Genomic DNA, 21,312 nt, shown 5'->3' with positions numbered 1-21,312 from the left:
GTATTTGGTTTTCGAGGCAAGGGAGCTGCAATGAAGCATTACAGAAAAATGGGGCATGCGGGACGCCAGGGTCTATCCCTGCTGGCCCGATTCGGCCGCTACGAGTTGGCGGTGCTGCTGTGCGTTTCGGTACTGTCCGGCGGGGTCTGGGGGTTCGTCGAGCTGGCCGACGCCGTCATGGAGGGGGAAACCCAGAGCATCGACGAGAGCCTGCTGCTTTCCCTGCGCAACCCGGCGGATCACAGTGATCCGCTCGGCCCGGGCTGGGTCGAGGAAATAGGCAGAGACTTCACCGCGCTGGGCGGTGTCGCGGTGCTGGTACTCATTTCGCTGGGCGCGCTGGGCTACCTGTTGCTCGCCCGTCGCTATCGCGCGGCGCTCTTTGCCTCGATCGCGGTGCCTGGCGGCATGCTGCTGAGTACAGTGATGAAGATGGGCTACGATCGCGCCCGACCCGATCTCGTTACTCATGAAACCATGGTCTATACCGCGAGCTTTCCCAGCGGCCACTCGATGATGTCCGCCGTGACCTACCTCACCCTGGCCGCCCTGCTCATCCGCGTACAGCCCGCGCTGAGGCTGAAGGCCTACCTGCTGATACTGGCGATACTGTTCACCCTGCTGGTAGGGGCAAGCCGGGTCTATCTGGGGGTGCATTGGCCGACGGACGTTCTTGCCGGCTGGACAGCCGGGGCAGCCTGGGCGGCGCTATGCTGGCTCGCGATGCGCGGGCTGCAGCGGCGCGGCCAGGTGGAGACGGAGCAGAGCTGGTCGGGCACCGAGTAGCGTGGCTCGAGTGCGGCGGCGTCCACGACCAGGGCGCCGCCCAGTCGCCTGCAGCCGGTGGAACCCATCTGCGCCATGAAGTAACGAAACCCCTTTCGCCTCCTCTCGTAGTCTCGCTACCTATCCCAAGCTCGAATCTTTCTTATGTAGTTTTGCTACAACGACTTATGCAGCTAATGGCGCTTTGTGGCGCGCCTTGCTCTGGCCCATAGTGAAATCACGGTTCAGGGCAGGGTTTCGCTACCCCGATTCACTGACCTGACCACGGCTACACCTGAGCGCCATGCCTTGATTCGATCCAGGCGCCAGAGGCGACGGTCCAGAAACGCTTGTGACCCCATCGCTGTTGCAGCATCGGGCATTTACCCGGCCCGGCATGAGTAGCTAAGGCACCAGAACGCCATCGGAGATGGCCGCCCCAAACGGGATTCCCCCGGGGATGATGACCTTACATGAGGATAGGACCATGAACCGCAGCCAACTGACCCAGCATGCCGACAATATCGCCAACACCTTCAGCAAGCAGGACCTTGCCAAGCTGGTGGTCGCTCTGAAAGCCGGCGGCGAGTCCCTGCAGGATGCCGTAGAAGTGCTCGATACGATCAATGCCCACCAGAATTACACCCTCGACCAGGCCTGGGACGAAGTGCGCGCCGGCGAGACACGCGTCATCGCCGTCAACGAAGACTGATTTGCCCTTGGTGTTAGCGCCCCCTGCCAGCAGGTTTCGGGGGCGCCACGCTCCCTGGTGCCGAAGCAGCAGAACTCAACCGGCATGATGCACGGCAATGCTCGCCTTACGGTCAAGTGGCTCCATCATATTGGCCAGGGCATCAATCTCACCAATTCGTGAAAGACCCATCCCTGCGACGCAGATGCGGCGGTTCTGAAAACTTGAAAGCCTGACGCTTGATATACTCCTCATCGACTTCAATTCCCAGGCCCGGCTTGTCCAGAACCGGAAAATCCGCACCCTCCAACTCCGGCTGTACGGGAAAGACTTCAGGAGAATCGAAGTTCAGATGTGTTTCTGCAGGCGTGCTACGGCATTCCAGCCAGGAAAAATTGCTTACCGATGCCGCAAGATGAATACTCGCCGCCGTGCAGATAGGCCCAAGCGGGTTGTGAGGCATTAAGTCGATGTAATGAGCCTCGCACCATCCAGCGACCTTCATCGCCTCGGTAAAGCCACCGACATTACAGATATCGATGCGACAGAACTGGATGACATCGTCTTCGATATAGGGCAGGAATTGCCATTTTGATGAGAACTCCTCTCCAATGGCAAAGGGAATATTGGTTAGGGTCCGCAGCGACTTGTAGGACTTTGGTGATTCGTCACGAATGGGTTCTTCAATGAAATCCAGTGTACCGTTGGGCAACTTATTGCAGAAGGATGCTGCCTCCGCAACACTCAGTCGATGATGGTATTCCAGACCGAGAGTGATATCGCTGCCTAGAGCCTCTCTCGCACCGATCACCATCGGTACCGTATCAGCGATGGATTCTCTCGGCTCATAGGTCGCCGGGTTTTCCTGACCGGCAGCCACCAGGCGAATGCATTTCCAGCCTCTCTCTTGAAGCAATTTCGCCTTTTCGACGACCTCGGCCGTACTATCACTGATTATTGTGCCAAAGGTCGGCACCCTGTCGCGTTGCTTGCCACCTAAAAGCTGGCAAACGGGCACGTTAAAAGCCTTGCCCTTGATATCGTACAGCGCAATATCAATAGCGCTGATCGCCGCAGTCAATACACGCCCGCCTTCAAAATACTGACTGCGGTACATCTCCTGCCATATGGCACCGGCTTGAAGAGGATCCCGGCCTATCAGAAACTCTCGATAATGCTCTATCGCCCCCTGTACGGCCCTCTCCCTTCCAGACAGGCCTGATTCGCCCCAACCGTAAATACCTTCGTCAGTATCAACCTTGACGAGCAACTGGTTTCTGACGCCAACCCATACAATGTAGGAAGTAATTGAAGTGATTTTCATACGCTAACCCGGCAATCCTTGCTCGTGGCATCAGCCAGCTGACACCCTATGAATTCGCATCTGTTCCAGCAGCAACTCAACGGAGCCACGGACATGACGCTCTTCAGCCTCGACAGCCAATTGCTCATTTCCGCTCTCGATTGCATCTATAAGCTGTTTGTGCTCCTGGCATATGGCCCGTTTTCGTGACCTGGGAAGCCCGAATCGCCTGCTGAGGATATGCAACATGGCCTCTTGCCGCTTGATGATATTGCGGGCTTCCGAATTATAATGATTGGCATAAATAATACTGTGAAACTGCTCATTGAGCTCATTAAAGCGCTCAAGATCCGTGTCAATTATTTCGTCTATCTCCTCCTGGATTTCACGTAGCTTTTTAATCTCTGATTCTTTCGCATAATCCACGAACCAGCGTACCAGATAGGGCTCAATCAGGATTCTTATCTCGTATATATTCCTGATGAAATCCTCATCGATTGCCCGCACGCGGGCACCACGGTTCTGTGTAATGACCACGACGCCCTCGCCTTCCAGGCGATTAAGCGCTTCACGCACAGGGTTGGTGCTCGTTCCATAGTAGTCAGCCAGCTCGCTGACCTTCAGGCGAGAGCCAGGCGCAAGCCGGCCATCGATGATGTCCTCGCGGATGAGCTCATGCAGCCGATGAGAACGACTCGTCTTGCCTCCCCTCGGGGAGGCGCCCTTGGCTACCTTGTCCAGTTGGTCGTGCATGTTCAGTACCCAATCTCAATGTCTTTACCCATTTCTACACGAATTGACCATCGCATAAGATCCTACCAAAGTATAGTTTTAGCGTATAGTTTATGGGTATACAGTGTGCCAAATAATACAGATAATGTACGATTCTGGCAAATCGGCAATGAGGACCAGCAAATGCCCTGTACCAACGCGCCAATGAAGAAGCTTCTCGCTGCCTGCATGGTTGCAGGCTTCGGCATCATGCCCCTGCAAGGCTGGGCAGAGACCCAAATCAAGTTCGGATTCGAGATGTTCAAGGGTGACAACCCCGAATATAACGCTGTCTCCCGCTTCAAGGAGTACGTCGAGAGCAAAAGCAATGGTGAAATCTCCGTCAGGCTGTTCCCTGGAGGGCAGCTGGGCACTGCTCGGGAGATGACCGAAATGGTTCAGCAGGGTTCACTGGAAATGTCGCTGCCCTCCGACGGCGCCTTTGCCGGATTCTATGAACCGATCCAGGCATGGTCGATTCCCTACCTCTTCAGATCGGCTCCCGTTGCCTGGCAGGTCATGCAAAGCGATTTCGGCCGCGGCATGCTTGACGACATCACCCGTAAGACCGGCATGGAAGCCCTGGCCTTTTCGGAAAATGGTTTTCGCTCATTCGCAACTACGGGCAAGCAAATCATCGAACCTTCCGATATGGAAGGCCTGAAGATCAGAACGATGGAGAGCCCTGTCTACATGGAAATGGTCAAGGCACTGGGAGCATCACCCACTCCGATATCCGGCGCAGAGGCCGTAATGGCGCTCAAGCAAGGCGTGGTCGACGGTCTGGAGAGTCCACCGGCAGTCCATTATACCGGAGGGGCTGGCGATGTAGTGGATTACTTCACTCTGAACGAGCATGTTCTAGGCCTGCATATAGTCATAGCCAACGGAGACTGGTTCAATTCCCTGTCGGCCAGTCAGCAGCAGATTGTTACTGACGGCTCCAAGCTGCTTGCCGCTACGGAAAATGTACAAAAAACGGAAGGCGACTGGAAATATTCAAAACTTTTAGAAGAAGAAAAAGGTGTCGAAGTCCATGTATCCACACCTGAGGAGAAGGAGTTGTTCAAGGAAAAGACGCAAGACCCTGTACGCAAATACATCGTCAGCCAGGTCGGCGAAGAATTTGTTAACGAGATAATGAAGGCAGTCGATGAAGCCGAACAGAGCATGTACAACTGAGCCTGGCGGAGGGCCTTGAGCCCTCCTTTATTCAGCCACTCAAAGGAAAGGGAAGATGCTCAGCAATATAGCCAAATGGCTGGCAAAGAGCTGCGAGGTAATCTGTACTTTGCTGCTTATTTTCGTATCCCTGGTCAACATTTCGCAAGTCGTGGGAAGATATTTTTTTGGCGACTCTCTCCCCTGGGGCGAAGAAGTCATGCGATTTTGCATGATCTGGCTCATGATGCTGGGTAGTGTGGCTTGCGTTTACCGAGCAGAGCATATGGCGGTCGATGGTTTGCTAAATATCGTAAAAGTCAAATATCGACGCCACATGCGCAGTGCGCTTTATTCCGTGGGCGCCGGTTTCTGTCTTGTCCTGGTATTTTATGGATGGGATACAGCAATGAGCAACAGGGCACAGACGGCAGCCGCATCAGGCATCCCCATGGTCTTTCCTTACATGGCCATACCGGTTGGCGGTGGACTGGTTTTCATAGAGATTGCTCTCAGTTGGTTCGCTGGTTTTTCTGACAGCTCCGAAGCACAGACATAGCGGATAAACGGCCAAAGGTGAAGTCATGCTAATAGTAGCCATATTAGGGCTGGGGTTGATCCTGATCGGCGTGCCCATCGCATTCGCTCTTGGCGTCGGCGGCATGGCAGGGATATGGTTGACAGGACTGCCTCTGCAGGTATCCATAACGCGTTTTTTTGCCGGAGTCGACAGCTTTGTATTCCTAGCCGTCCCCTTTTATATTCTGGCGGCTGAAATAATGAACCGTAGCGGCATCACTACAAGACTCATCAGACTCGCTTCGTTTTTTACTGGTAGATTTCATGGCGGCACCGCCTACGCCAACGTGGGTTCCTCGGTACTGTTCGCCGGAATATCAGGCTCCGCAGTGGCTGACACGAGCGCATTAGGCAAATTCTTTATCAACGAAATGCCCCGCGAGGGCTACAGCAAGGAATACACCGGAGCCGTGACCGTGGCGAGCGCCATCATTGGCCCAATAATCCCGCCGTCGGGTCTAGCCATCATCATGGCTGCAGTAACAGGCATTTCGGTCATTGATCTTTTTGTTGCCGGTGTCGTTCCCGGCCTGCTAATCGGCGGTGCCTGTCTGGCCATTATTTTTTTACATGGACGACACGGTGGGCTGCCCAAGCCTAAAGTAGAAATAGCCAAGAAAGAGATACCCTTGCTAGTGGTTGAAGCTCTGTTAGTGGCACTACTTCCCATCGTCATTGTAGGAGGGATGATCGTCGGCGCCTTCACCGCAACCGAAGGCGGTGGCATCGCTGTGGCTATCGCCTCCATCCTTGGCGTATTCGTGTTCAAGGAATTGAATCTTGCTGGCTTCTGGGCTGCAGTCAGCTCGGCGGCAAGGATGTCGGCAAGCATTTATCTTCTGGTAGCCTGTGCCGCAATCCTTTCCTACGCACTCAATCTACTAGGTATTTCGAACCTCGTGTCGTCGATGGCACCGATGTTTGAGTCGCAGCCTTGGTTATTCCTGTTGTCCGTCATGCTGCTCATGCTCGTGTTAGGCATGTTCCTGGACATAGGAGCGGCCATTGTCATATTTGCCCCCTTATTGATGCCGCTTGGCGACACGTTGGGCATAGACCCCATACAGACATCCATCATCATTATTCTGACCTTGGCAGTCGGTTTGATCACGCCCCCGGTAGGTGTGGTTCTGTTTATCATGATGCGAATAGGGGAGATGAAGATGTTGCCCCTGCTGAAACAGCTTTTCCCGTTCTTGATCGCCGAGCTCCTTGCAATACTGCTGCTGGTGTTTTTCCCTGCACTATCGACTTGGCTCCCTGAGTTTTTCCGGTGAGCTCATACCTGCGCCCGGCATTTCCCTGGCCGGGTGACAGGATCATCGGATGGCAGACTAGGCCACGACTCAACCGCCCCATCGGCCGGCAGGCTCGGAAGCTCAATACCGCCTGGAACCGAGACTGCACGCAGGGCTCGTAACTTGACCACCGCCCCGGCCGGTAGTGTGATGAAGCCCTCCGTCATATCCACCCCGAGGCCTTAATGCGAAAGATTCTGCTCGTCGACAACGGATCGCTGCGCCCCCAGGCCACGCTCAACCTGCGCCGGCTCGCCCTGGCGCTCGGCCAGGCCACCGGCGAGGCGGTCGAGGCCACGTCGCTGCTGCACTCCTGCAAGATCGACCCTACGAAGCTCGGCGGGGAAAAGGCGGTGACGCTGGGCCCGCTGGCCGAACGGGCCGCCGCGCAGGGCGTGACCGAGCTGGTCATCGTGCCGTTCTTCTTCGGCCCCAGCCGGGCGTTGACCGATTACCTGCCCGCGCGGTTGGCCGAAGTGCAGTCCAGCTACCCGCGACTGGGCATCAAGGTGGCCCTGCCGTTGGTGGAAAGTCAGGCAACCCCGGATTTGCGCCTGGCGCAACTGCTGGCGGACAACGTGCGCGAGCGCATGACGGGGTTGCCGCGGCCAGCGGTCGTGCTGGTCGATCACGGCACTCCGATCCCCGAGGTCACGGCGGTGCGCAACTACCTCGCCGGTCAGTTGAGCGTGCTGCTGGCCGATGAGGCCAGCTGCGTCACCTTTGCCTCGATGGAGCGTCGCGAGGGCGAGGCCTACCGGTTCAACGAGCCACTTCTGGAAGATCTGCTGGCCTCGCCGGCGCTGGCCGGCAGTGACGTGATCCTGTCCATGCTGTTTCTCTCCCCGGGTCGGCACGCCGGTGAGGGCGGCGATATCGCGAAGATCTGCGAACGGGCGATGGCGCGCTCCCCCGGCCCGCGTGTCACCACGACGCGGCTGGTCGGCGAGAACGATGCCGTCGTGGACATCCTCGCCACTCGCCTGCGGCAGGCGCTTGCCGGCGAGCCGCTGCTGCTGGGGATGCCGGCCAGCGACGCCAACGCCCCCTGAAACCGTCGCGAAACCCAGTCTCGCCGGCCAGGGGGTTGCACACTCGCCAGATGATGGCCGGCACAAGGCAGGACAACCAGCCTGCGCCATCTGGCCCCTTATCAGGTAAGATGGCATCATGTGAGAATGCCTATCAATTCGCCACGAGGAGCGTGTACCGTGTTCATCGCCATGAATCGTTTCCGGGTCAATCCCGAGAGGGTGGACGAGTTCGAACAGATCTGGCTGGAGCGGGAGACCCACCTGCAGGGCCTGCCCGGTTTCGTCGAGTTTCACATGCTGCGCGGCCCCGCGGAGGAGGATCACGTGCTCTACGCCTCCCATACCCTCTGGCGTTCGCGCGAGGATTTCGAGGCCTGGACGCACTCCGAAGCCTTCCGCGCCGCGCACGCCAATGCCGGCCAGAGTCGCCGCGAGGGGCTGTATCTCGGCCCGCCGAAGTTCGAGGGCTTCGAGGTCATCCAGACCATCGGCGATGCGGGCAACACCTGAACACCCTCATGACAGACCGCGATGACCGATCGCCACTGGCGGTCGTCACCGGCGCCAACACCGGCCTGGGCCTGGCTACCGCGGACGGGCTGCTCCGCCGGAAGTACCGGGTCATCGTGGCGGCGCGCAATCCCGAGAAGGGACACGCGGCGGTCGATGCGCTGCGCAACGACAGCCCGGGGGCGGATGTGCGTTTCGAGCCGCTCGATCTGGACAGCCTGGATTCGGTGCGCGATTTCGCCGCCCGCCTGCGCGCCAGCGAGGCCGCGCTGGACGGGCTGATCAACAATGCCGGCATCATGGCATTGCCGGGGCGGGAATTGACCCGCGACGGCTTCGAGCGCCAGTTAGGCGTCAACTACCTGGGCCATTTCCTGCTCACCAGCCTGCTGCTTCCCCCGCTGCTGGCGGCACCGGCGCCGCGTGTCGTGCAGCTTTCAAGCCTGGCGCACCGTGGCGGGCACATCGACTTCGACGACCTGCACGGCGAACATCGCTACAACCCGTGGCGCGCCTACCGCCAATCCAAGCTCGCCATGCTGCTGTTCAGCCAGGCGCTTCAGCGTCACAGCACTGACAATGACTGGGGGCTGACCAGCCTGGCGGCGCACCCCGGGCTCTCGCGCACGGCGCTGTTCGATCATGGCGTCAAGAGCCGCGCCCTGGTGGGACGCCTCTTCAGGGTGCTGATGCCATTCATTACCCAGACCGCGACCGAGGGCGCGCGCCCCACCCTCCACGCGGCCATCGCCGACGACGTTCGCCCCGGCGACTACATCGGCCCCGCCGGTATCGCCGAGACGCGCGGTGCGCCCGGACGCGCTCATATCGCTGACGTTGGTCGGGATCGGGCCGTCGCCGAGCGGCTGTGGCAAGTTTCCTGTGAATCGACCGGGGCGAGATGGCTCGAGGCATAGCGGCTACTGGGCCGTCGTCTCGAGGGATTGTACGGGCAGGAACCCGGCTGCCCTCGCCAAGCCATCTCCGGGGTGAAGCACATCAGCCCCAAAGACAGCCGGCAACCGGCGGCTGGGACATTGTTCATACGGCAAGCGATGAAACCCTGATCTGTCCTCAGGTTGAGCAGGAAGACCGCGAAGCACCCGCTCAGGCCATCTCGCCCATGACCTCGACGTTTTCATCGGCAACCGTCTCGTTGGCCACGGCCGGCAGCTGCCACTGTTCGCTGCTGAAATCGCTGTCGACCTGGATGCGCTCTGCGACCATGTCGACGAAGCTGCGCACCTTGGGCGAGATCAGCTTGCCGCTGGGGAACACCGCGTTGAGCTCGGTTTCCGGCCCCTCCCAGCCTTCCAGCACGCGATGCAATTGCTCTCCCTCCGGCCCCCAGCACGCCACGATCTCGCTGGCCAGCATCAGGCCGTGGCCCTCGACGAGCAGGCGGCGCAGCACGAATGGATCGTTGGCCACGGCAATAGGCTCGACCATGGCCTCTTCGCGGTGCGTGCCCTTGTGCAGTTGCCAGAAGTAGCGCTGGCTGCGCCGGTCGGCGCTCTTCGCCAGTACCGGATGATGGGCCAGCTCGGCGGGCGTGCGCGGCGCTCCATGACGGGCGATATAGCGCTCGCTGGCATACACGAACGAGCGATAGCGCGCCAGTGGCCGGGCCACCAGGCTGGAATCCGGCAGGTTGCCGACCCGCAGCGCCACGTCGATCTGGTGGGCGACCAGGTCGAGGTGCTCGTTCGACAGCACCAGGTCGATCCTGACCTCGGGATAGAGCTCGCGAAAGTCGCGGACCAGCGTCGAGGTGAATTCCGTGCACATGGTGAACGGTGCGGTGACCCGTAGCCAGCCGCGCGGGCTGCCCTCGAGCTGGTGTACGGCGCTTTCCGCCTCGCTCAAGTCCTGGGTAATCCGATTGCAGTATTCGTAGTAGACGCCACCGGCCTCGGTGAGGCTCAGCCGACGCGTAGTGCGCTGCAGCAAACGCGCGCCCAGGCGCTGTTCGAGCCCCTGAATCTTGCGGCTCACCGTGGTCTTGGGTATGCCCAGCAGCTTCGAGGCGGCGGTAAAACTGCCCTGCTCCACGACCTTGGCGAAGATCAAGGCGTCGTTGAGATCCTGCACCATAGTGTTGTCCTTGCCGTGCATGGTCCTGAGGAGTACCGCCGGGCAACGGGCACACGGACTATCCCGCCACTGGAACAGTATTTCCCTCCAAACCCGACTAATCAAGTCGGGTTAACCGATTTAATCTCTCGCTTCATCCACGCCGATTGTCGATTTTCTCCGTACCCCGGCGATCATTTCCGCAACCGGGGACACGGCGACTCTATGCCCGCCACGAGCCGGCTGGCGCTGGTACCGATAAGCGACTCCTTCATAGAGGCCCGCCCATGAACGTCCACAAGATGTTCCATTCGTTGCGTTCATCGCGCGCGACGCTGACGATTCCCGCACTGCTGGGGCTGGCCCTGCTCGCGGGTTGCGACACCCAGGCGGAAAGTACCCAGCAGGCCCCGCCGCCGCCCGAGGTCAGCGTGGCCGAAGTGCTGGTGCAGGATGTGCGTTACTGGGACGAATTCACCGGTCATGTCGAGGCGGTCGAAACGGTCGAGCTGCGCCCGCGCGTCGACGGCTACATCGAACGCATCAACTACACCGAAGGGCAACTGGTCGAGGCAGGCGATGTGCTGTTCGTCATCGATCAGCGCCCCTACCAGGCGGAGCTGGACCGGGCCGAAGCCGATCTCGAGCGCGCCGAGGCGAATGCCGAACTGGCCCGCGCCCAGGTGGCCAGGGCCGAGACCCTGGCCAGGAGCCGCGCCATCGCCCGCGAGGAACTCGACCAGCGCCGCGCCACCGCTGCACAAGCGGCGGCCGAGGTGCTGGCATCGCGGGCGGGGGTGGCGAGGGCTAGCCTGAACATGGCCTACACCGAGGTACGCGCGCCGATCGCCGGGCGCACCGGCCGCGCGCTGGTCACCGCCGGCAACCTGGTATCCGAAGCCTCGTCGCTGACGACCATCGTGTCGATGGATCGGGTTCATGTGCACTTCTACGCCGACGAGCAGAGCTATTTGCGTTACGACGCGCTGGCCCGTTCCGGCGAGCGTCGCAGTTCGCGTGACGAGCGTACGCCGGTGCGGATCGGCCTGGCCACGGACAGCGGCTACCCCTACGAGGGCCAGGTGGACTTCGTCGACAATCAATTGAACACGGCGGCCGGCACCATCCTGATGCGTGCCGTACTCGACAACCGCGACGGCCACTTCGCCCCGGGCATGTTCGCCCGCGTGCAGCTGCGCGGCGGCAGCGACGACCGGGCGCTGCTGATCGACGACAAGGCGGTACTGACCGATCAGGATCGCAAGTTCGTCTACGTCGTGGACGAGCATGGACTGGCGGTACGCAAGGACATCCAGCCCGGCCGCATGGTCGATGGCCTGCGGGTGGTGGAGTCCGGGCTCGAAAGCGGCGATCGCGTCGTGGTGAACGGCGTGCAGCGGATCTTCTTCCCCGGCATGCCGGTGGCCGCGCAAGGCGTCGCCATGCGCGATTCCAAGCCTTCGATGGATCTCTCAGCGGCTCATTGACGACCGCATGACGTGTGTCTCCGGCTCGGGGCAAGGCCCGGGCCGACGATGGAGTAATGTCCCATGGACTTCGCCAAGTTTTTCGTCGACCGGCCGATCTTCGCCGCGGTGCTGTCGCTGGTCATTTTCATTTCCGGCCTGATCGCGCTGCCACTGTTGCCGATCAGCGAATATCCCGAGGTAGTGCCTCCGTCGGTGGTCGTGCGCACCGTGTATCCCGGCGCCAACCCGAAGGTGATCGCCGAGACCGTGGCGACGCCACTCGAGGAAGCCATCAACGGCGTCGAGGACATGATGTACATCAAGTCCGTTGCCGGCTCCGACGGCGTGCTGCAGATCACCGCGACGTTCAAGCCCGGCACCGACCCCGACGAGGCCGCGGTACGGGTGCAGAACCGCGTGGCCCAGGCGCAGGCGCGGCTGCCCGAGGACGTGCGCCGCCAGGGCATCACCACGCAGAAGCAGTCGCCGGTATTCCTGATGGTGGTGCACCTGACCTCCAGCGACGGTCGTTACGACTCGCTGTACCTGCGCAACTACATGCGGCTGCACGTGAAGGACGAACTGGCGAAGATCAACGGCGTCGGCGACGCGCAACTCTTCGGCGGCGGCGACTACGCGATGCGCCTGTGGCTGGACCCCGACCGCATCGCCGCGCGCGGCATGACAGCGAGCGACGTGCTGCGGGCGGTGCGCGAGCAGAACGTCCAGGTCTCCGCCGGCCAGCTCGGAGCCGAGCCGATGGCGAACGGCAGCGATTTCCTGCTGCCGATCAACACCAAGGGCCGGCTGGAGACCGCCGAGGAGTTCGGCGATATCGTGCTGAAGTCCGGTGCCGACGGCGAGCTGGTGCGCCTGGCCGATGTCGCCCGCATCGAGCTCGCCGCCGGCGACTATACGCTGCGTGCGCGCCTCGACGGCAAGAATGCCGCTGCCATCGGTATCTTCCAGTCGCCGGGCGCGAATGCGCTGGAGATCCGCGACAACGTCGTCGCCAAGATGGCTGAGCTGCGCCCTTCGCTCCCGCCCGGGGTCGAGATCGAGTCGATCTACGACACCACGATCTTCGTTCGCGACTCGATCGAGTCGGTCGTCGCCACGCTGCTGGAAGCCACGCTGCTGGTGGTGCTGGTGGTGATCCTGTTCCTGCAGACCTGGCGCGCCTCGATCATTCCGCTGCTGGCGGTGCCGGTCTCGGTGGTGGGAACGTTCGCGGTGCTCTACGTGCTGGGCTTCTCGATCAATACGCTGACGCTGTTCGGCCTGGTACTGGCGATCGGCATCGTCGTCGACGATGCCATCGTGGTGGTCGAAAACGTCGAGCGCCACATCGAGCTCGGCGCCACGCCGCTGGAGGCCGCGCACCTGGCGATGAAGGAGGTCAGCGGGCCGATCGTCGCTATCGCGCTGGTGCTGTGCGCGGTGTTCGTGCCGATGGCATTCTTGACCGGGGTCACCGGCCAGTTCTACAAGCAGTTCGCCGTCACCATCGCTATCTCCACGGTGATCTCGGCAATCAATTCACTGACCCTGTCGCCGGCCCTGGCAGCCATCCTGCTCAAGTCGCACGACGCGCCCAGGGACCGGGCCTCGCGACTGATCGACCGGCTCTTCGGCTGGCTGTTCCGCCCGTTCAACCGTTTCTTCAACCGCAGTTCCTCGCGCTACGAGAGTGCCGTGTCGCACACGCTCGGCCGTCGCGGCGCCGTGTTCCTGGTCTACGCGGTGCTGCTGGTGGGCGCTGGCCTGATGTTCAAGACCGTGCCCGCGGGCTTCATTCCGGTGCAGGACAAGCTGTACGTGATCGCCGGCGTGAAGATGCCCGAGGGCGCTTCGATCGAGCGCACCGACGAGGTGCTCAAGAAGATGGCGGCGCTGGCCAACGAGACCGATGGGGTCGCCAGCGAAGTCGCGTTTCCAGGCCTCAACCCGTTGCAGTTCACCAACACGCCGAACAATGGAGTGGTCTTCTTCACCCTCGATCCCTTCAGCGAGCGCTCGCGCACGGCCGAGGAGATCACCGCCGAGCTCAACCAGAAGTTCGCGACGATCCAGGAAGGCTTCACCTTCGCGTTCATGCCGCCACCGATCCAGGGACTGGGCAACGGCTCGGGCTGGTCGCTGTTCGTCGAGGACCGCACGCGACTGGGCTACGGCAAGCTGCAGAACGCCGTGCAGGCGTTCCAGGGCGCGGCGGCGCAGACACCGGGGCTCGGCTATCCGATCAGCAGCTACCAGGCCAACGTGCCGCAGCTCGACGCCCATGTCGACCGCGAGAAAGCCAAGGCGCAGGGCGTGCCCCTGACCGAGCTGTTCGACACCCTGCAGACCTACCTCGGCTCCGCCTACGTCAACGACTTCAACATGTTCGGTCGCACCTGGCAGGTGATCGCGCAGGCGGACGGTCCGTTCCGCGACGACGTGTCGGACATCGCCAACCTGCGCACGCGCAACGCCGCGGGCGAGATGGTGCCGGTGGGCTCCATGGTCGACATCCGCCAGACCTATGGCCCGGACCCCGTGATCCGCTTCAACGGCTACCCCGCCGCGGATCTGCTGGGCGAGGCCGATCCGCGCGTGATGTCGTCGGGCGAGGCGATGGCCGCGGTCACGGCACTCGCCGAACAGACCCTGCCGGCAGGGATGGGGATCGGCTGGAGCGACCTGAGCTACCAGCAATCCACCCAGGGCGGCGCGGCACTGGTGGTGTTCCCGCTGGCGGTGCTGCTGGCGTTCCTGGTGCTGGCCGCGCTCTATGAAAGCTGGACACTGCCGTTGGCGGTGATCCTGATCGTGCCGATGTGCATGCTCTCGGCGCTATTCGGAGTCTGGCTGGCCAGTGGCGACAACAACGTGTTCGTGCAGGTCGGGCTGGTGGTGCTGATGGGGCTGGCGTGCAAGAACGCCATCCTGATCGTCGAGTTCGCCCGCGAACTGGAGATGCAGGGGCGCAGCATCGTCGAGGCGGCGCTGGAAGCCAGCCGTCTGCGCCTGCGGCCAATCGTCATGACTTCGGTCGCCTTCATCGCCGGCACCGTGCCGCTCGTGTTGTCGTCCGGCGCGGGTGCCGAGGTGCGCTCGATCACGGGCATCACGGTGTTCGCCGGCATGCTCGGCGTGACCCTGTTCGGGCTGTTCCTGACCCCGGTGTTCTACGTGGCGCTGCGCAAGCTGGTCGAGCGGGGCCACAGCGAGCCACAGGCCATCGCCCAGCCGGTGGGCGGCGAGTACCGGGCGTGAGGGAGCCCTCCGGCAGGCATGGCTTCCGACCCGACGGGTTCAATCGCCGAGCTGTTCCTCGATCGCTGGCGAATCGAACGCCAGCCTTCCCTGGATAGCCGCGACGGCCTCGAACGGCGCCTCGTAACTCCAGGCAGCATCGGCAAGCGTATCGTCATCGAGCTCGATGGCGTAGTAGCTGGCATCGCCCTTGAACGGGCAATGGGTCACGCTGTCGGTGCGGGTCAGGCGCTGCATGGCCACATCCTCCCGTGGCAAGTATTGCCGGGGCGGATAGCCGGTTTCGCGCAGTTCGATGGCATTGCGAGTGTCGGCGATCAGTGCATCGCCGGCCCAGACCTGCACCCGCCGGTCGTGCGGGTGCAGCGAGATGCGCCCGTTGGGGTCGTGAATCATGAGTGGCCTGCCTATGGCTTCGATAGGGTGTGCAAATCAGACTAGCAGGCGAATGAACGGCCCGATAATGACACGGCACGGTCCATTGTCGCTGCCCGCGCTCAGCTCATTGCGCATGTCTGGTCGGGTCGCTTCCCGTCAGCGGCGCGATCCGTATCCCGCCGACCCACCGTCCGCCAGGGGCATAGTCCAGCCAGTGACGGCTTCCCGCGAGGATGTCATGCCCCAAACCGGTCAGGCCGAGGCGGCGGTGAGGCCATTCCTCGTGGGCTTCACTGATCGCCAATGCTGGCCGGGGCGCCACGATCAGCGGCTGCAGCAGCCACCAGAACATCAGATCCCCCAGGTAGGGAAGCGGCTCGTACTCGCGCATCAGGTAAGCGAACGTCTTGCCGACCGGCAGGGGGCCGTGGTCGCGGACGATCTCTAGCGTAAGCCGCTCCGTCAGGCTCAGACCGGTATCGGGCGCGGGCAGCTCCTGCAGATGGCGGGCGAGTGCTCGCTCCATCATCGGCAGCGCCGGGGTGCCGGTAGCGACCAGAGCCTTCAGCGGTTCCGGCGTGTCGGCGGTGAGTGCCGCCCAGGCCCTGGCGCCCAGCGCGAGCAACGACGCCTCCACCGGTCGGCGCTGCCGCCACAGCCAGGCCAGCAGGTCCGGCGCAAGCTGACCGATGCCGATGAAGCGCTCGACGCCGGGAATCGATTCAACGGCGACCAGCTCGACCCCGGCCCGGGGTGGGTCCAGCCGCAGGCGATGCAGCAGATAGGCGAGCAGGAGCTGGTCGTAACTGTCGTGCTCGAACCACAGCACTATCCGTTCATAGCGATCCAGGTCGTTCAGCACGTGATAGCTCTCGTGCAGCCGGGCCCGGGCGTCCCGCTCGGTCATGCCGGACACTCCCGCCAGGAAGCGCGCCCGCATACGCACCAGCTCCACGGGAGGCAGGTCGTGCAGCGGGCCCAGGCAGAAGGGATCGGAGAACTCGAGGAAATCGCCTTCGAAGCCGGCGGTGCGCAGGCTGTGCTGGATATCCGAACCACAGCGAATGTGCAGCGTGGCCCTGTCATGGTCGCCGCGTTCGTTCGCCAGCCGCCGTGCGGCATCGAGCGATTCGATATGCGCCTTGAGTTTCCGCCAGCCGGGGAAGCCGCACTCGCGAGCGATCACGAACTGGGCATCGGCGAGCTGCAAGGGCGACTCGCGCGGCGGGATGTACCGAAGAATTCGCGCCAGTGCCCCGGAGTCGTCGGCCCGTGCCGCCTTGAGCAGTTCCTTGGCGCGCTTGCGCTGCTGTTCGAGATTGAAACGTCCATGTGACGTGGCGTCACGCGGGTAGAGCGAAGTCATACGATTCCCTCCATGCGCCTGTGTCCGCCAGTCAGGCTGGGAGCCGTATGGTTGAGATCGAGGGTGGTAATGGGCGCAGCCCTTTCCGCGGACGGGGACGCCTTGCGGCGCTGCGCTTAGCGTACCCCAGCCTGGAATGGTGTCAATCGGGGCTGCCTGCCCGCGCCCCGCGCCGACCGCGCTGCATAAAAACCGCAGAGCGTCAGTCCGCATCCGCCGAGAAGGCTACGTCCCTCTGCGCCTCGAGCGCACTGAGACGCCCGGTCAGCGCGCGCGTGATCGACGCATAAGCCGTGCTGCCGAGCGTCAACCGCAAGGGCGGATTCGGCTGGTCGGCGGCGGCGATCATCGCGGCAACCGTCCTGCCGGCATCGCCCTTGATCATGAAGCTGCCATCCGTCAGGGCTCGGCGTACATCGCCCGAGGGCGTCCCGGCATAGGCGTCCATCGGCTCGGCGTGCGCCAGCGCCGCGGCGAAATTGGTCGCGGTGGGGCCCGGTTCGGCGAGGATGAAATCGATCCCCAGCGGCGCAACTTCCTGGGCCAGCGACTCGATGAAACCTTCGATGCCCCATTTGGTGGCGTGATAGAGGGAGAAATTCGGATAGGCCATCTGCCCGCCCTCGGACGAGACCTGCATGATCCGTCCTCCGCCCTGCGCGCGCAGGTGAGGCAATACCGCGCGAATAAGCTGGATCGAACCGGTGAGGTTGGTGGCGATCTGGTGCTCGATCTGTTCGTCGCCCAGTTCTTCCGCGGCGCCAAAGAGACCATAGCCGGCGTTCGATACCACGACATCGATCCGGCCCATGCCGGCGAAGGCTCGCTCGACGGTGGCGCGGATGCCCACGGTATCGGTGAGATCGAGCTTCATCACAGCGAGGCGGTCGGCGTGGGCCTGCTGAAGGTCGTCGAGCGCGCTCTCCTGGCGCAGCGTGGCGACGACGCGGTCGCCACGGGCCAGCAGGCTTTCCGTCATCAGGCGGCCAAGGCCGGAGGAAGCGCCAGTGATCAGCCATGTCTTGCTCATGGGAATGCTCCTTTCCTTCGTAGTTGGCTTGCAAGACCCATGTTGGCACCACCGATTGGTAACCAGAAGTAGGCTAGGATGGGATGATTTAGTGCAGAGAATTCACCAATGACGAAACCCACCCTGGCGGATCTGGAAGCCTTCTCGGTAGTAGCAAGCGAGCGCAGCTTTCGCAGGGCCGCCGATCTCATGGGCATATCGCGCTCGGCGTTGAGTCACCGAATGCGCAAGCTGGAAGAGCAGCTCGGCGTTCGACTGCTGCACCGCACCACGCGCAGCGTTTCCCTCACCGATACCGGAAGCAAGTTGCTTGCACGCATCACGCCGACCCTGAGCGAGCTGGATGCAACGCTCGATTCGCTCGCCGAGGAGCGCGGCGAGCCCAGCGGCTCATTGCGAATCAATGCCAGCAAAGGCGCCGCCCGGTTGTTGCTGGCCCATGTCGTCCCGTCTTATCTGGCGCGCTATCCCGACGTGGAACTCGATCTGGTCAGCGAGGGGAGACTCGTCGATATCGTAGAGCAGGGTTTCGATGCCGGCGTTCGGCTGGGCGAAGCGGTACCCCAGGACATGATCGCCGTGAGCATCAGCAAGGAGATCCGCTTTCTCGCCGTGGCCGCGCCGGCCTATCTACGCCGGTTCGGCGAGCCCCGCGTCCCGGACGATCTCCATAGACACCGCTGCATACGCCAGCGCCTGCCGAGCGGCAAACGCTACCATTGGGAATTTGCACGCCACGGCCAGGAAATCGCCATCGACGTGCCGGGTGCGTTGACGCTCGATGACAGCGACCTGATGGTCGAGGCGGCGGCCGCCGGGCTGGGAATCGCCTTCATACCCGAAGAAACGGCGCGCGACCGGCTCGAAGCAGGCCAGCTCGTGGCGATACTGAAAGCCTGGAGCCCGCCCTACCCCGGCCTGATGCTGTACTACTCGGGACGCCGTCACGTGCCCTCTGCCCTGCGCGCCTTTATCGAACTATTGAGAGGCTCCGACATGCAGGCGGGCCTCGTCTCGCCCTACGAGGCAAGCGATCGATGAGGCATCACTAGGCCTGGTCTTCACCATTCAATGAGCGTCACGTCACGCCTGGCGATAGGCGCTGGGCGTAACCCCCACCTCGCGGCGAAACACCTGGGAAAAATGGCTGGGGCTCGAATAGCCGACCTCCATGCCGGCGTCGATGATGCTGCGCTCCGTATCGAGGAGCAGCTGGCGCGCGATACACGCAGGCGAGTCACATCAGATCCGACGACAGCGGCAGCCAGACGTGCTCGTAACCGATGGACAGCGCGACGCCGGCGAGCAACGCCGCCATCGCCAGGCTGAAGCCCTTGAGAATCCCGGGATTCTCGACGCGCTTGCCGAGCACGGCGCCGATCAATGCATAGCTGCCGGGCGCGCCGACCGCCAGCATCGCCAGGCCGAGCGACCAGAGTACCAGGCTGACGCCGTCGATACCCACGGCGGGAAACTGGATGGTGGCGATCGGCAGCGTCGCCACCACGCCCTTGGGATTGCACAGTTGCATGATCAGGCCGTCGCGAAAGCGCATCGCCCGCGGCGCCTGGCGTACGGCGCCCAGGTCGATGCTCGAGCGGGCGATCTTGATGGCCAGGTAAAGGATATACCCGCAGCCCAGCGCACCGACCACGGCGAGCATGTCGGGGCGTACCCAGGCGGCACCGGCCCAGCCGAACAGCAGGAACAGAATGAGCAAGGCCGTTCCGACCCCGAGGTAGAACCCCAGTGAGGCCCTGGCCTGACCATGGAGTCCGGCATTCAGGCCGAGCAGGTTCACGGGCCCAGGCGTGTACATGATGCCCAGGGCATAGGCGACGATTGCTAACATGGCGAAGTCCCGGTCACGAAGTGATGCTGCGCTGGTATTGGTACGGCGTCATGCCGTAGATGCGCTTGAAGCGGCGATTGAAGTGGCTGAGGTCGGCGAAGCCGTAACGGAAGGCCACCGCGTTGGGTAGCGCGCCGGTTTCCAGGGCATGACGCGCGGCGTTGATGCGACAATTGATCACGTACTGGTGCGGCGTCATGCCGAACTGCTGCCGGAACAGCCGCAGGAAATGGTATTTCGAGAGATGCGCGGCCCGGCTGAGGTCATCCAGCGACATGTCCTCCTCCAGGTGGGTGAGGACGTAATCCCTGGCGCGTGTCAGCAGCGCATCGGGCCGGCCGGTGGTAGCGCCCGGCTGAAACTGCCCGTCGCGCTGGACGAGTCGCTCGACGATGCGGTATAGGGCGTACTCCTGATCGATACGGCTGCCGACCTGCTGGGTCACCAGACGCACCAGTTCCAGAATGGCGTCGCGTAACGCGGGGTCCTGTATCAGCGTGTCGCGGCTTCGGAAGTTGCCGGCACTCCTGCGCCCCGCCGCATCGGCAAACACCGCCTCGAGCTGGGCGGGCGATACGTAGGCCATCACGTAGCCCAGCGTGCTGTCGCCGCCCGGCTGGCCGTCGTGAACCTCGCCGGGATTGAACTGGATGACGTTGCCGGGGGGACTGCGGTGATACTGGCCGCCGCTGAAGAAATCCTGGCGCCCGGCGAGCGTGACGCCGAAGGCGTATTCGTCATGGGCGTGGGGATCGTAGCGAAAATCGCTCATCGCCGCCTGCAGCACGGTAAGCTCGGGAACGTGCCGACTCTTTAAGAACCGGAACCGGCTGGGCTGCTTCGCCATGTTTCCACCTCCCTGAACGCTGACCCGACCCAGCTTAAAGCCCACCGCGTGCCGATGGCTTGGACATTATTGCGCAAATGACATGGCAGACGGGATAAGCGCCTCCACGGCGCGTATGCTGAATCGACGACCCGATGCAGGAGCGAAAGCGCACATGGCCATGTCTTCATACGAACCTCGGTCGCCGCGCGGCAGGCGCTGGCCGCGTCGACTGGCCTGGCTGAGCGTGCTGGTGACGATCGCCGCGGCGCTGCTGATCGGCGGCGCGGGGCCGGCCCACCGACTGGGCCTGGTCGACCTCGGCGCGGCCTTCGGCCTGTTGCGTCAGGGGGCCTACCTGGCGCTCGGCGCGGCGGCCCTGGGGCTGGCGACGCTGCTGGCGGCGAGCCTTTGCAGGCGGCTCAAGCCGGCGCTGACCGGCGGGCTGGTACTCATCGCGGTGGCGGCGATGATGATCGTGCCCTGGCAGCTGCAGCAGCGCGCCCGGCAGGTGCCGGCGATTCACGACATCACCACCGACATGCGGGACCCACCCGCCTTCGTCGCCCTGGCGCCGGCGCGGAACGCCGCGCCCAACGCCGTGGCCTACCCTGGCGAGGCCAGCGCTCGTCAGCAGCGCCAGGCCTACCCGGACCTTCGGCCAATCATCCTGGATCTGCCGCTGGCCGAGGCGATGGACGCCGCCGAGGAGACCGCGCGGGATCAGGGCTGGGAGGTGATCAGGGTCGGCGATACCACGCTCGAGGCCACCGCGACCACTCGCTGGTTCGGTTTCAAGGACGACGTGGCGATCCGCCTGAACGAAGTCGAGGATGGCGTGCGGGTGGATGTACGCTCGGCCTCGCGGATCGGGCGCAGCGACATCGGCACCAATGCCGCGCGGATTCGCGCCTATCTGGAAGCGCTTGGCAAAAGCACCGAATAAGG

21 protein-coding genes are annotated in these 21,312 nt (G+C 62.7%); 12 read left to right on the top strand and 9 right to left on the bottom strand.

Annotation, left to right across the window (positions count from 1 at the left end; all coding sequences use genetic code 11):
* Positions 1-30 precede the first annotated feature (30 nt).
* Together HR9077_RS18030 and HR9077_RS18025 are read left to right on the top strand one after the other, a co-directional pair.
* The gene (locus HR9077_RS18030; protein WP_136068678.1) at positions 31-786 is read left to right on the top strand and encodes a phosphatase PAP2 family protein; all 756 of its coding nucleotides are present in this window, start codon (positions 31-33) and stop codon (positions 784-786) included.
* A gap of 466 nt (positions 787-1,252) precedes the next feature.
* Positions 1,253-1,477, top strand: coding sequence for a hypothetical protein (locus HR9077_RS18025; RefSeq protein WP_136068677.1), 225 nt, complete (start codon positions 1,253-1,255; stop codon positions 1,475-1,477).
* 148 nt (positions 1,478-1,625) lie between these two features.
* Here the strand turns inward: HR9077_RS18025 and HR9077_RS18020 are convergent, their stop codons facing one another.
* Together HR9077_RS18020 and HR9077_RS18015 are read right to left on the bottom strand one after the other, a co-directional pair.
* The gene (locus HR9077_RS18020) at positions 1,626-2,780 is read right to left on the bottom strand and encodes a mandelate racemase/muconate lactonizing enzyme family protein (protein WP_136068676.1); all 1,155 of its coding nucleotides are present in this window, start codon (positions 2,778-2,780) and stop codon (positions 1,626-1,628) included.
* A gap of 30 nt (positions 2,781-2,810) precedes the next feature.
* Positions 2,811-3,512, bottom strand: a complete 702-nt coding sequence (locus HR9077_RS18015; RefSeq protein WP_136068675.1) for a GntR family transcriptional regulator — start codon at positions 3,510-3,512, stop codon at positions 2,811-2,813.
* A 162-nt stretch (positions 3,513-3,674) separates the two neighbouring features.
* Here HR9077_RS18015 and HR9077_RS18010 point away from each other — a divergent pair, with 162 nt between their 5' ends.
* The 6 genes from HR9077_RS18010 (at position 3,675) to HR9077_RS17985 (ending at position 9,029) form a co-directional block, all read left to right on the top strand.
* Entirely contained in the window at positions 3,675-4,712 is a 1,038-nt protein-coding gene (locus HR9077_RS18010; RefSeq protein WP_210725966.1) for a TRAP transporter substrate-binding protein, read from the top strand.
* A gap of 55 nt (positions 4,713-4,767) precedes the next feature.
* Positions 4,768-5,250, top strand: coding sequence for a TRAP transporter small permease (locus HR9077_RS18005; protein ID WP_210725965.1), 483 nt, complete (start codon positions 4,768-4,770; stop codon positions 5,248-5,250).
* 25 nt (positions 5,251-5,275) lie between these two features.
* A complete protein-coding gene (locus tag HR9077_RS18000) occupies positions 5,276-6,547 on the top strand; it encodes a TRAP transporter large permease (RefSeq protein WP_136068674.1) in 1,272 nt (423 codons plus the stop codon).
* Positions 6,548-6,753: 206 nt separating this feature from the next.
* Positions 6,754-7,620, top strand: coding sequence for a sirohydrochlorin chelatase (locus HR9077_RS17995; protein ID WP_136068673.1), 867 nt, complete (start codon positions 6,754-6,756; stop codon positions 7,618-7,620).
* A gap of 159 nt (positions 7,621-7,779) precedes the next feature.
* Positions 7,780-8,112, top strand: coding sequence for an antibiotic biosynthesis monooxygenase family protein (locus tag HR9077_RS17990; RefSeq protein ID WP_136068672.1), 333 nt, complete (start codon positions 7,780-7,782; stop codon positions 8,110-8,112).
* An 8-nt stretch (positions 8,113-8,120) separates the two neighbouring features.
* A complete protein-coding gene (locus HR9077_RS17985) occupies positions 8,121-9,029 on the top strand; it encodes an oxidoreductase (RefSeq protein WP_136068671.1) in 909 nt (302 codons plus the stop codon).
* A 190-nt stretch (positions 9,030-9,219) separates the two neighbouring features.
* Here the strand turns inward: HR9077_RS17985 and HR9077_RS17980 are convergent, their stop codons facing one another.
* Entirely contained in the window at positions 9,220-10,206 is a 987-nt protein-coding gene (locus HR9077_RS17980) for a LysR family transcriptional regulator (RefSeq protein WP_136068670.1), read from the bottom strand.
* A 281-nt stretch (positions 10,207-10,487) separates the two neighbouring features.
* On the opposite strand from HR9077_RS17980, the gene HR9077_RS17975 reads away from it, so the two are divergent.
* A complete protein-coding gene (locus HR9077_RS17975) occupies positions 10,488-11,672 on the top strand; it encodes an efflux RND transporter periplasmic adaptor subunit (RefSeq protein WP_458692930.1) in 1,185 nt (394 codons plus the stop codon).
* Between the two features lie 63 nt (positions 11,673-11,735).
* Positions 11,736-14,912: an efflux RND transporter permease subunit gene (locus tag HR9077_RS17970; RefSeq protein WP_136068668.1), complete on the top strand. Its 3,177-nt coding sequence runs from the start codon at positions 11,736-11,738 to the stop codon at positions 14,910-14,912.
* 39 nt (positions 14,913-14,951) lie between these two features.
* Here HR9077_RS17970 and HR9077_RS17965 read toward each other — a convergent pair whose 3' ends face one another.
* The 3 genes from HR9077_RS17965 to HR9077_RS17955 form a co-directional block, all read right to left on the bottom strand.
* Complete coding sequence (locus HR9077_RS17965) at positions 14,952-15,308, bottom strand: DUF427 domain-containing protein (RefSeq protein WP_136068667.1); 357 nt, start codon at positions 15,306-15,308, stop codon at positions 14,952-14,954.
* 106 nt (positions 15,309-15,414) lie between these two features.
* The gene (locus HR9077_RS17960; RefSeq protein ID WP_136068666.1) at positions 15,415-16,656 is read right to left on the bottom strand and encodes a DUF1835 domain-containing protein; all 1,242 of its coding nucleotides are present in this window, start codon (positions 16,654-16,656) and stop codon (positions 15,415-15,417) included.
* Between the two features lie 202 nt (positions 16,657-16,858).
* The gene (locus HR9077_RS17955; RefSeq protein ID WP_136068665.1) at positions 16,859-17,686 is read right to left on the bottom strand and encodes an SDR family oxidoreductase; all 828 of its coding nucleotides are present in this window, start codon (positions 17,684-17,686) and stop codon (positions 16,859-16,861) included.
* 108 nt (positions 17,687-17,794) lie between these two features.
* On the opposite strand from HR9077_RS17955, the gene HR9077_RS17950 reads away from it, so the two are divergent.
* Positions 17,795-18,727, top strand: a complete 933-nt coding sequence (locus HR9077_RS17950; RefSeq protein ID WP_136068664.1) for a LysR family transcriptional regulator — start codon at positions 17,795-17,797, stop codon at positions 18,725-18,727.
* 42 nt (positions 18,728-18,769) lie between these two features.
* On the opposite strand, the gene HR9077_RS22515 is transcribed toward HR9077_RS17950, so the two are convergent.
* The 3 genes from HR9077_RS22515 to HR9077_RS17935 are packed head-to-tail and all read right to left on the bottom strand — an operon-like array spanning position 18,770 to position 20,385.
* Positions 18,770-18,898 carry an AraC family transcriptional regulator gene (locus HR9077_RS22515; RefSeq protein WP_458692929.1) on the bottom strand — a complete coding sequence of 43 codons (129 nt, stop codon included), beginning with the start codon at positions 18,896-18,898 and terminating at the stop codon, positions 18,770-18,772.
* A gap of 25 nt (positions 18,899-18,923) precedes the next feature.
* Entirely contained in the window at positions 18,924-19,538 is a 615-nt protein-coding gene (locus HR9077_RS17940; RefSeq protein WP_136068663.1) for a LysE family translocator, read from the bottom strand.
* A gap of 13 nt (positions 19,539-19,551) precedes the next feature.
* A complete protein-coding gene (locus tag HR9077_RS17935) occupies positions 19,552-20,385 on the bottom strand; it encodes an AraC family transcriptional regulator (protein ID WP_136068662.1) in 834 nt (277 codons plus the stop codon).
* A gap of 154 nt (positions 20,386-20,539) precedes the next feature.
* On the opposite strand from HR9077_RS17935, the gene HR9077_RS17930 reads away from it, so the two are divergent.
* Positions 20,540-21,310 (top strand): DUF1499 domain-containing protein, encoded by a 771-nt coding sequence (locus HR9077_RS17930; RefSeq protein ID WP_244613343.1) that lies wholly within the window; start codon positions 20,540-20,542, stop codon positions 21,308-21,310.
* The last annotated feature ends 2 nt before the right edge of the window (positions 21,311-21,312 follow it).

Origin of the sequence: Modicisalibacter radicis (assembly GCF_900961225.1) — a bacterium.
GTDB lineage: Bacteria > Pseudomonadota > Gammaproteobacteria > Pseudomonadales > Halomonadaceae > Modicisalibacter.
This window is presented reverse-complemented; position numbering and strand designations above follow the sequence as displayed.

What these genes read in the sequence shown, in the direction of transcription:
- HR9077_RS17975 (WP_458692930.1), top strand. Translation starts at nt 10,488, where the DNA reads ATGTTCCATTCGTTGCGTTCATCGCGCGCGACGCTGACGATTCCCGCA.
- HR9077_RS18010 (WP_210725966.1), top strand. Translation starts at nt 3,675, where the DNA reads ATGCCCTGTACCAACGCGCCAATGAAGAAGCTTCTCGCTGCCTGCATG.
- HR9077_RS17930 (WP_244613343.1), top strand. Translation starts at nt 20,540, where the DNA reads ATGGCCATGTCTTCATACGAACCTCGGTCGCCGCGCGGCAGGCGCTGG.
- HR9077_RS18030 (WP_136068678.1), top strand. Translation starts at nt 31, where the DNA reads ATGAAGCATTACAGAAAAATGGGGCATGCGGGACGCCAGGGTCTATCC.
- HR9077_RS17935 (WP_136068662.1), bottom strand. Translation starts at nt 20,385, where the DNA reads ATGGCGAAGCAGCCCAGCCGGTTCCGGTTCTTAAAGAGTCGGCACGTT.
- HR9077_RS17985 (WP_136068671.1), top strand. Translation starts at nt 8,121, where the DNA reads ATGACAGACCGCGATGACCGATCGCCACTGGCGGTCGTCACCGGCGCC.
- HR9077_RS18015 (WP_136068675.1), bottom strand. Translation starts at nt 3,512, where the DNA reads ATGCACGACCAACTGGACAAGGTAGCCAAGGGCGCCTCCCCGAGGGGA.
- HR9077_RS18005 (WP_210725965.1), top strand. Translation starts at nt 4,768, where the DNA reads ATGCTCAGCAATATAGCCAAATGGCTGGCAAAGAGCTGCGAGGTAATC.
- HR9077_RS17960 (WP_136068666.1), bottom strand. Translation starts at nt 16,656, where the DNA reads ATGACTTCGCTCTACCCGCGTGACGCCACGTCACATGGACGTTTCAAT.
- HR9077_RS17955 (WP_136068665.1), bottom strand. Translation starts at nt 17,686, where the DNA reads ATGAGCAAGACATGGCTGATCACTGGCGCTTCCTCCGGCCTTGGCCGC.
- HR9077_RS17950 (WP_136068664.1), top strand. Translation starts at nt 17,795, where the DNA reads ATGACGAAACCCACCCTGGCGGATCTGGAAGCCTTCTCGGTAGTAGCA.
- HR9077_RS18020 (WP_136068676.1), bottom strand. Translation starts at nt 2,780, where the DNA reads ATGAAAATCACTTCAATTACTTCCTACATTGTATGGGTTGGCGTCAGA.
- HR9077_RS18025 (WP_136068677.1), top strand. Translation starts at nt 1,253, where the DNA reads ATGAACCGCAGCCAACTGACCCAGCATGCCGACAATATCGCCAACACC.
- HR9077_RS17965 (WP_136068667.1), bottom strand. Translation starts at nt 15,308, where the DNA reads ATGATTCACGACCCCAACGGGCGCATCTCGCTGCACCCGCACGACCGG.
- HR9077_RS17970 (WP_136068668.1), top strand. Translation starts at nt 11,736, where the DNA reads ATGGACTTCGCCAAGTTTTTCGTCGACCGGCCGATCTTCGCCGCGGTG.
- HR9077_RS17940 (WP_136068663.1), bottom strand. Translation starts at nt 19,538, where the DNA reads ATGTTAGCAATCGTCGCCTATGCCCTGGGCATCATGTACACGCCTGGG.
- HR9077_RS17995 (WP_136068673.1), top strand. Translation starts at nt 6,754, where the DNA reads ATGCGAAAGATTCTGCTCGTCGACAACGGATCGCTGCGCCCCCAGGCC.
- HR9077_RS17980 (WP_136068670.1), bottom strand. Translation starts at nt 10,206, where the DNA reads ATGGTGCAGGATCTCAACGACGCCTTGATCTTCGCCAAGGTCGTGGAG.
- HR9077_RS18000 (WP_136068674.1), top strand. Translation starts at nt 5,276, where the DNA reads ATGCTAATAGTAGCCATATTAGGGCTGGGGTTGATCCTGATCGGCGTG.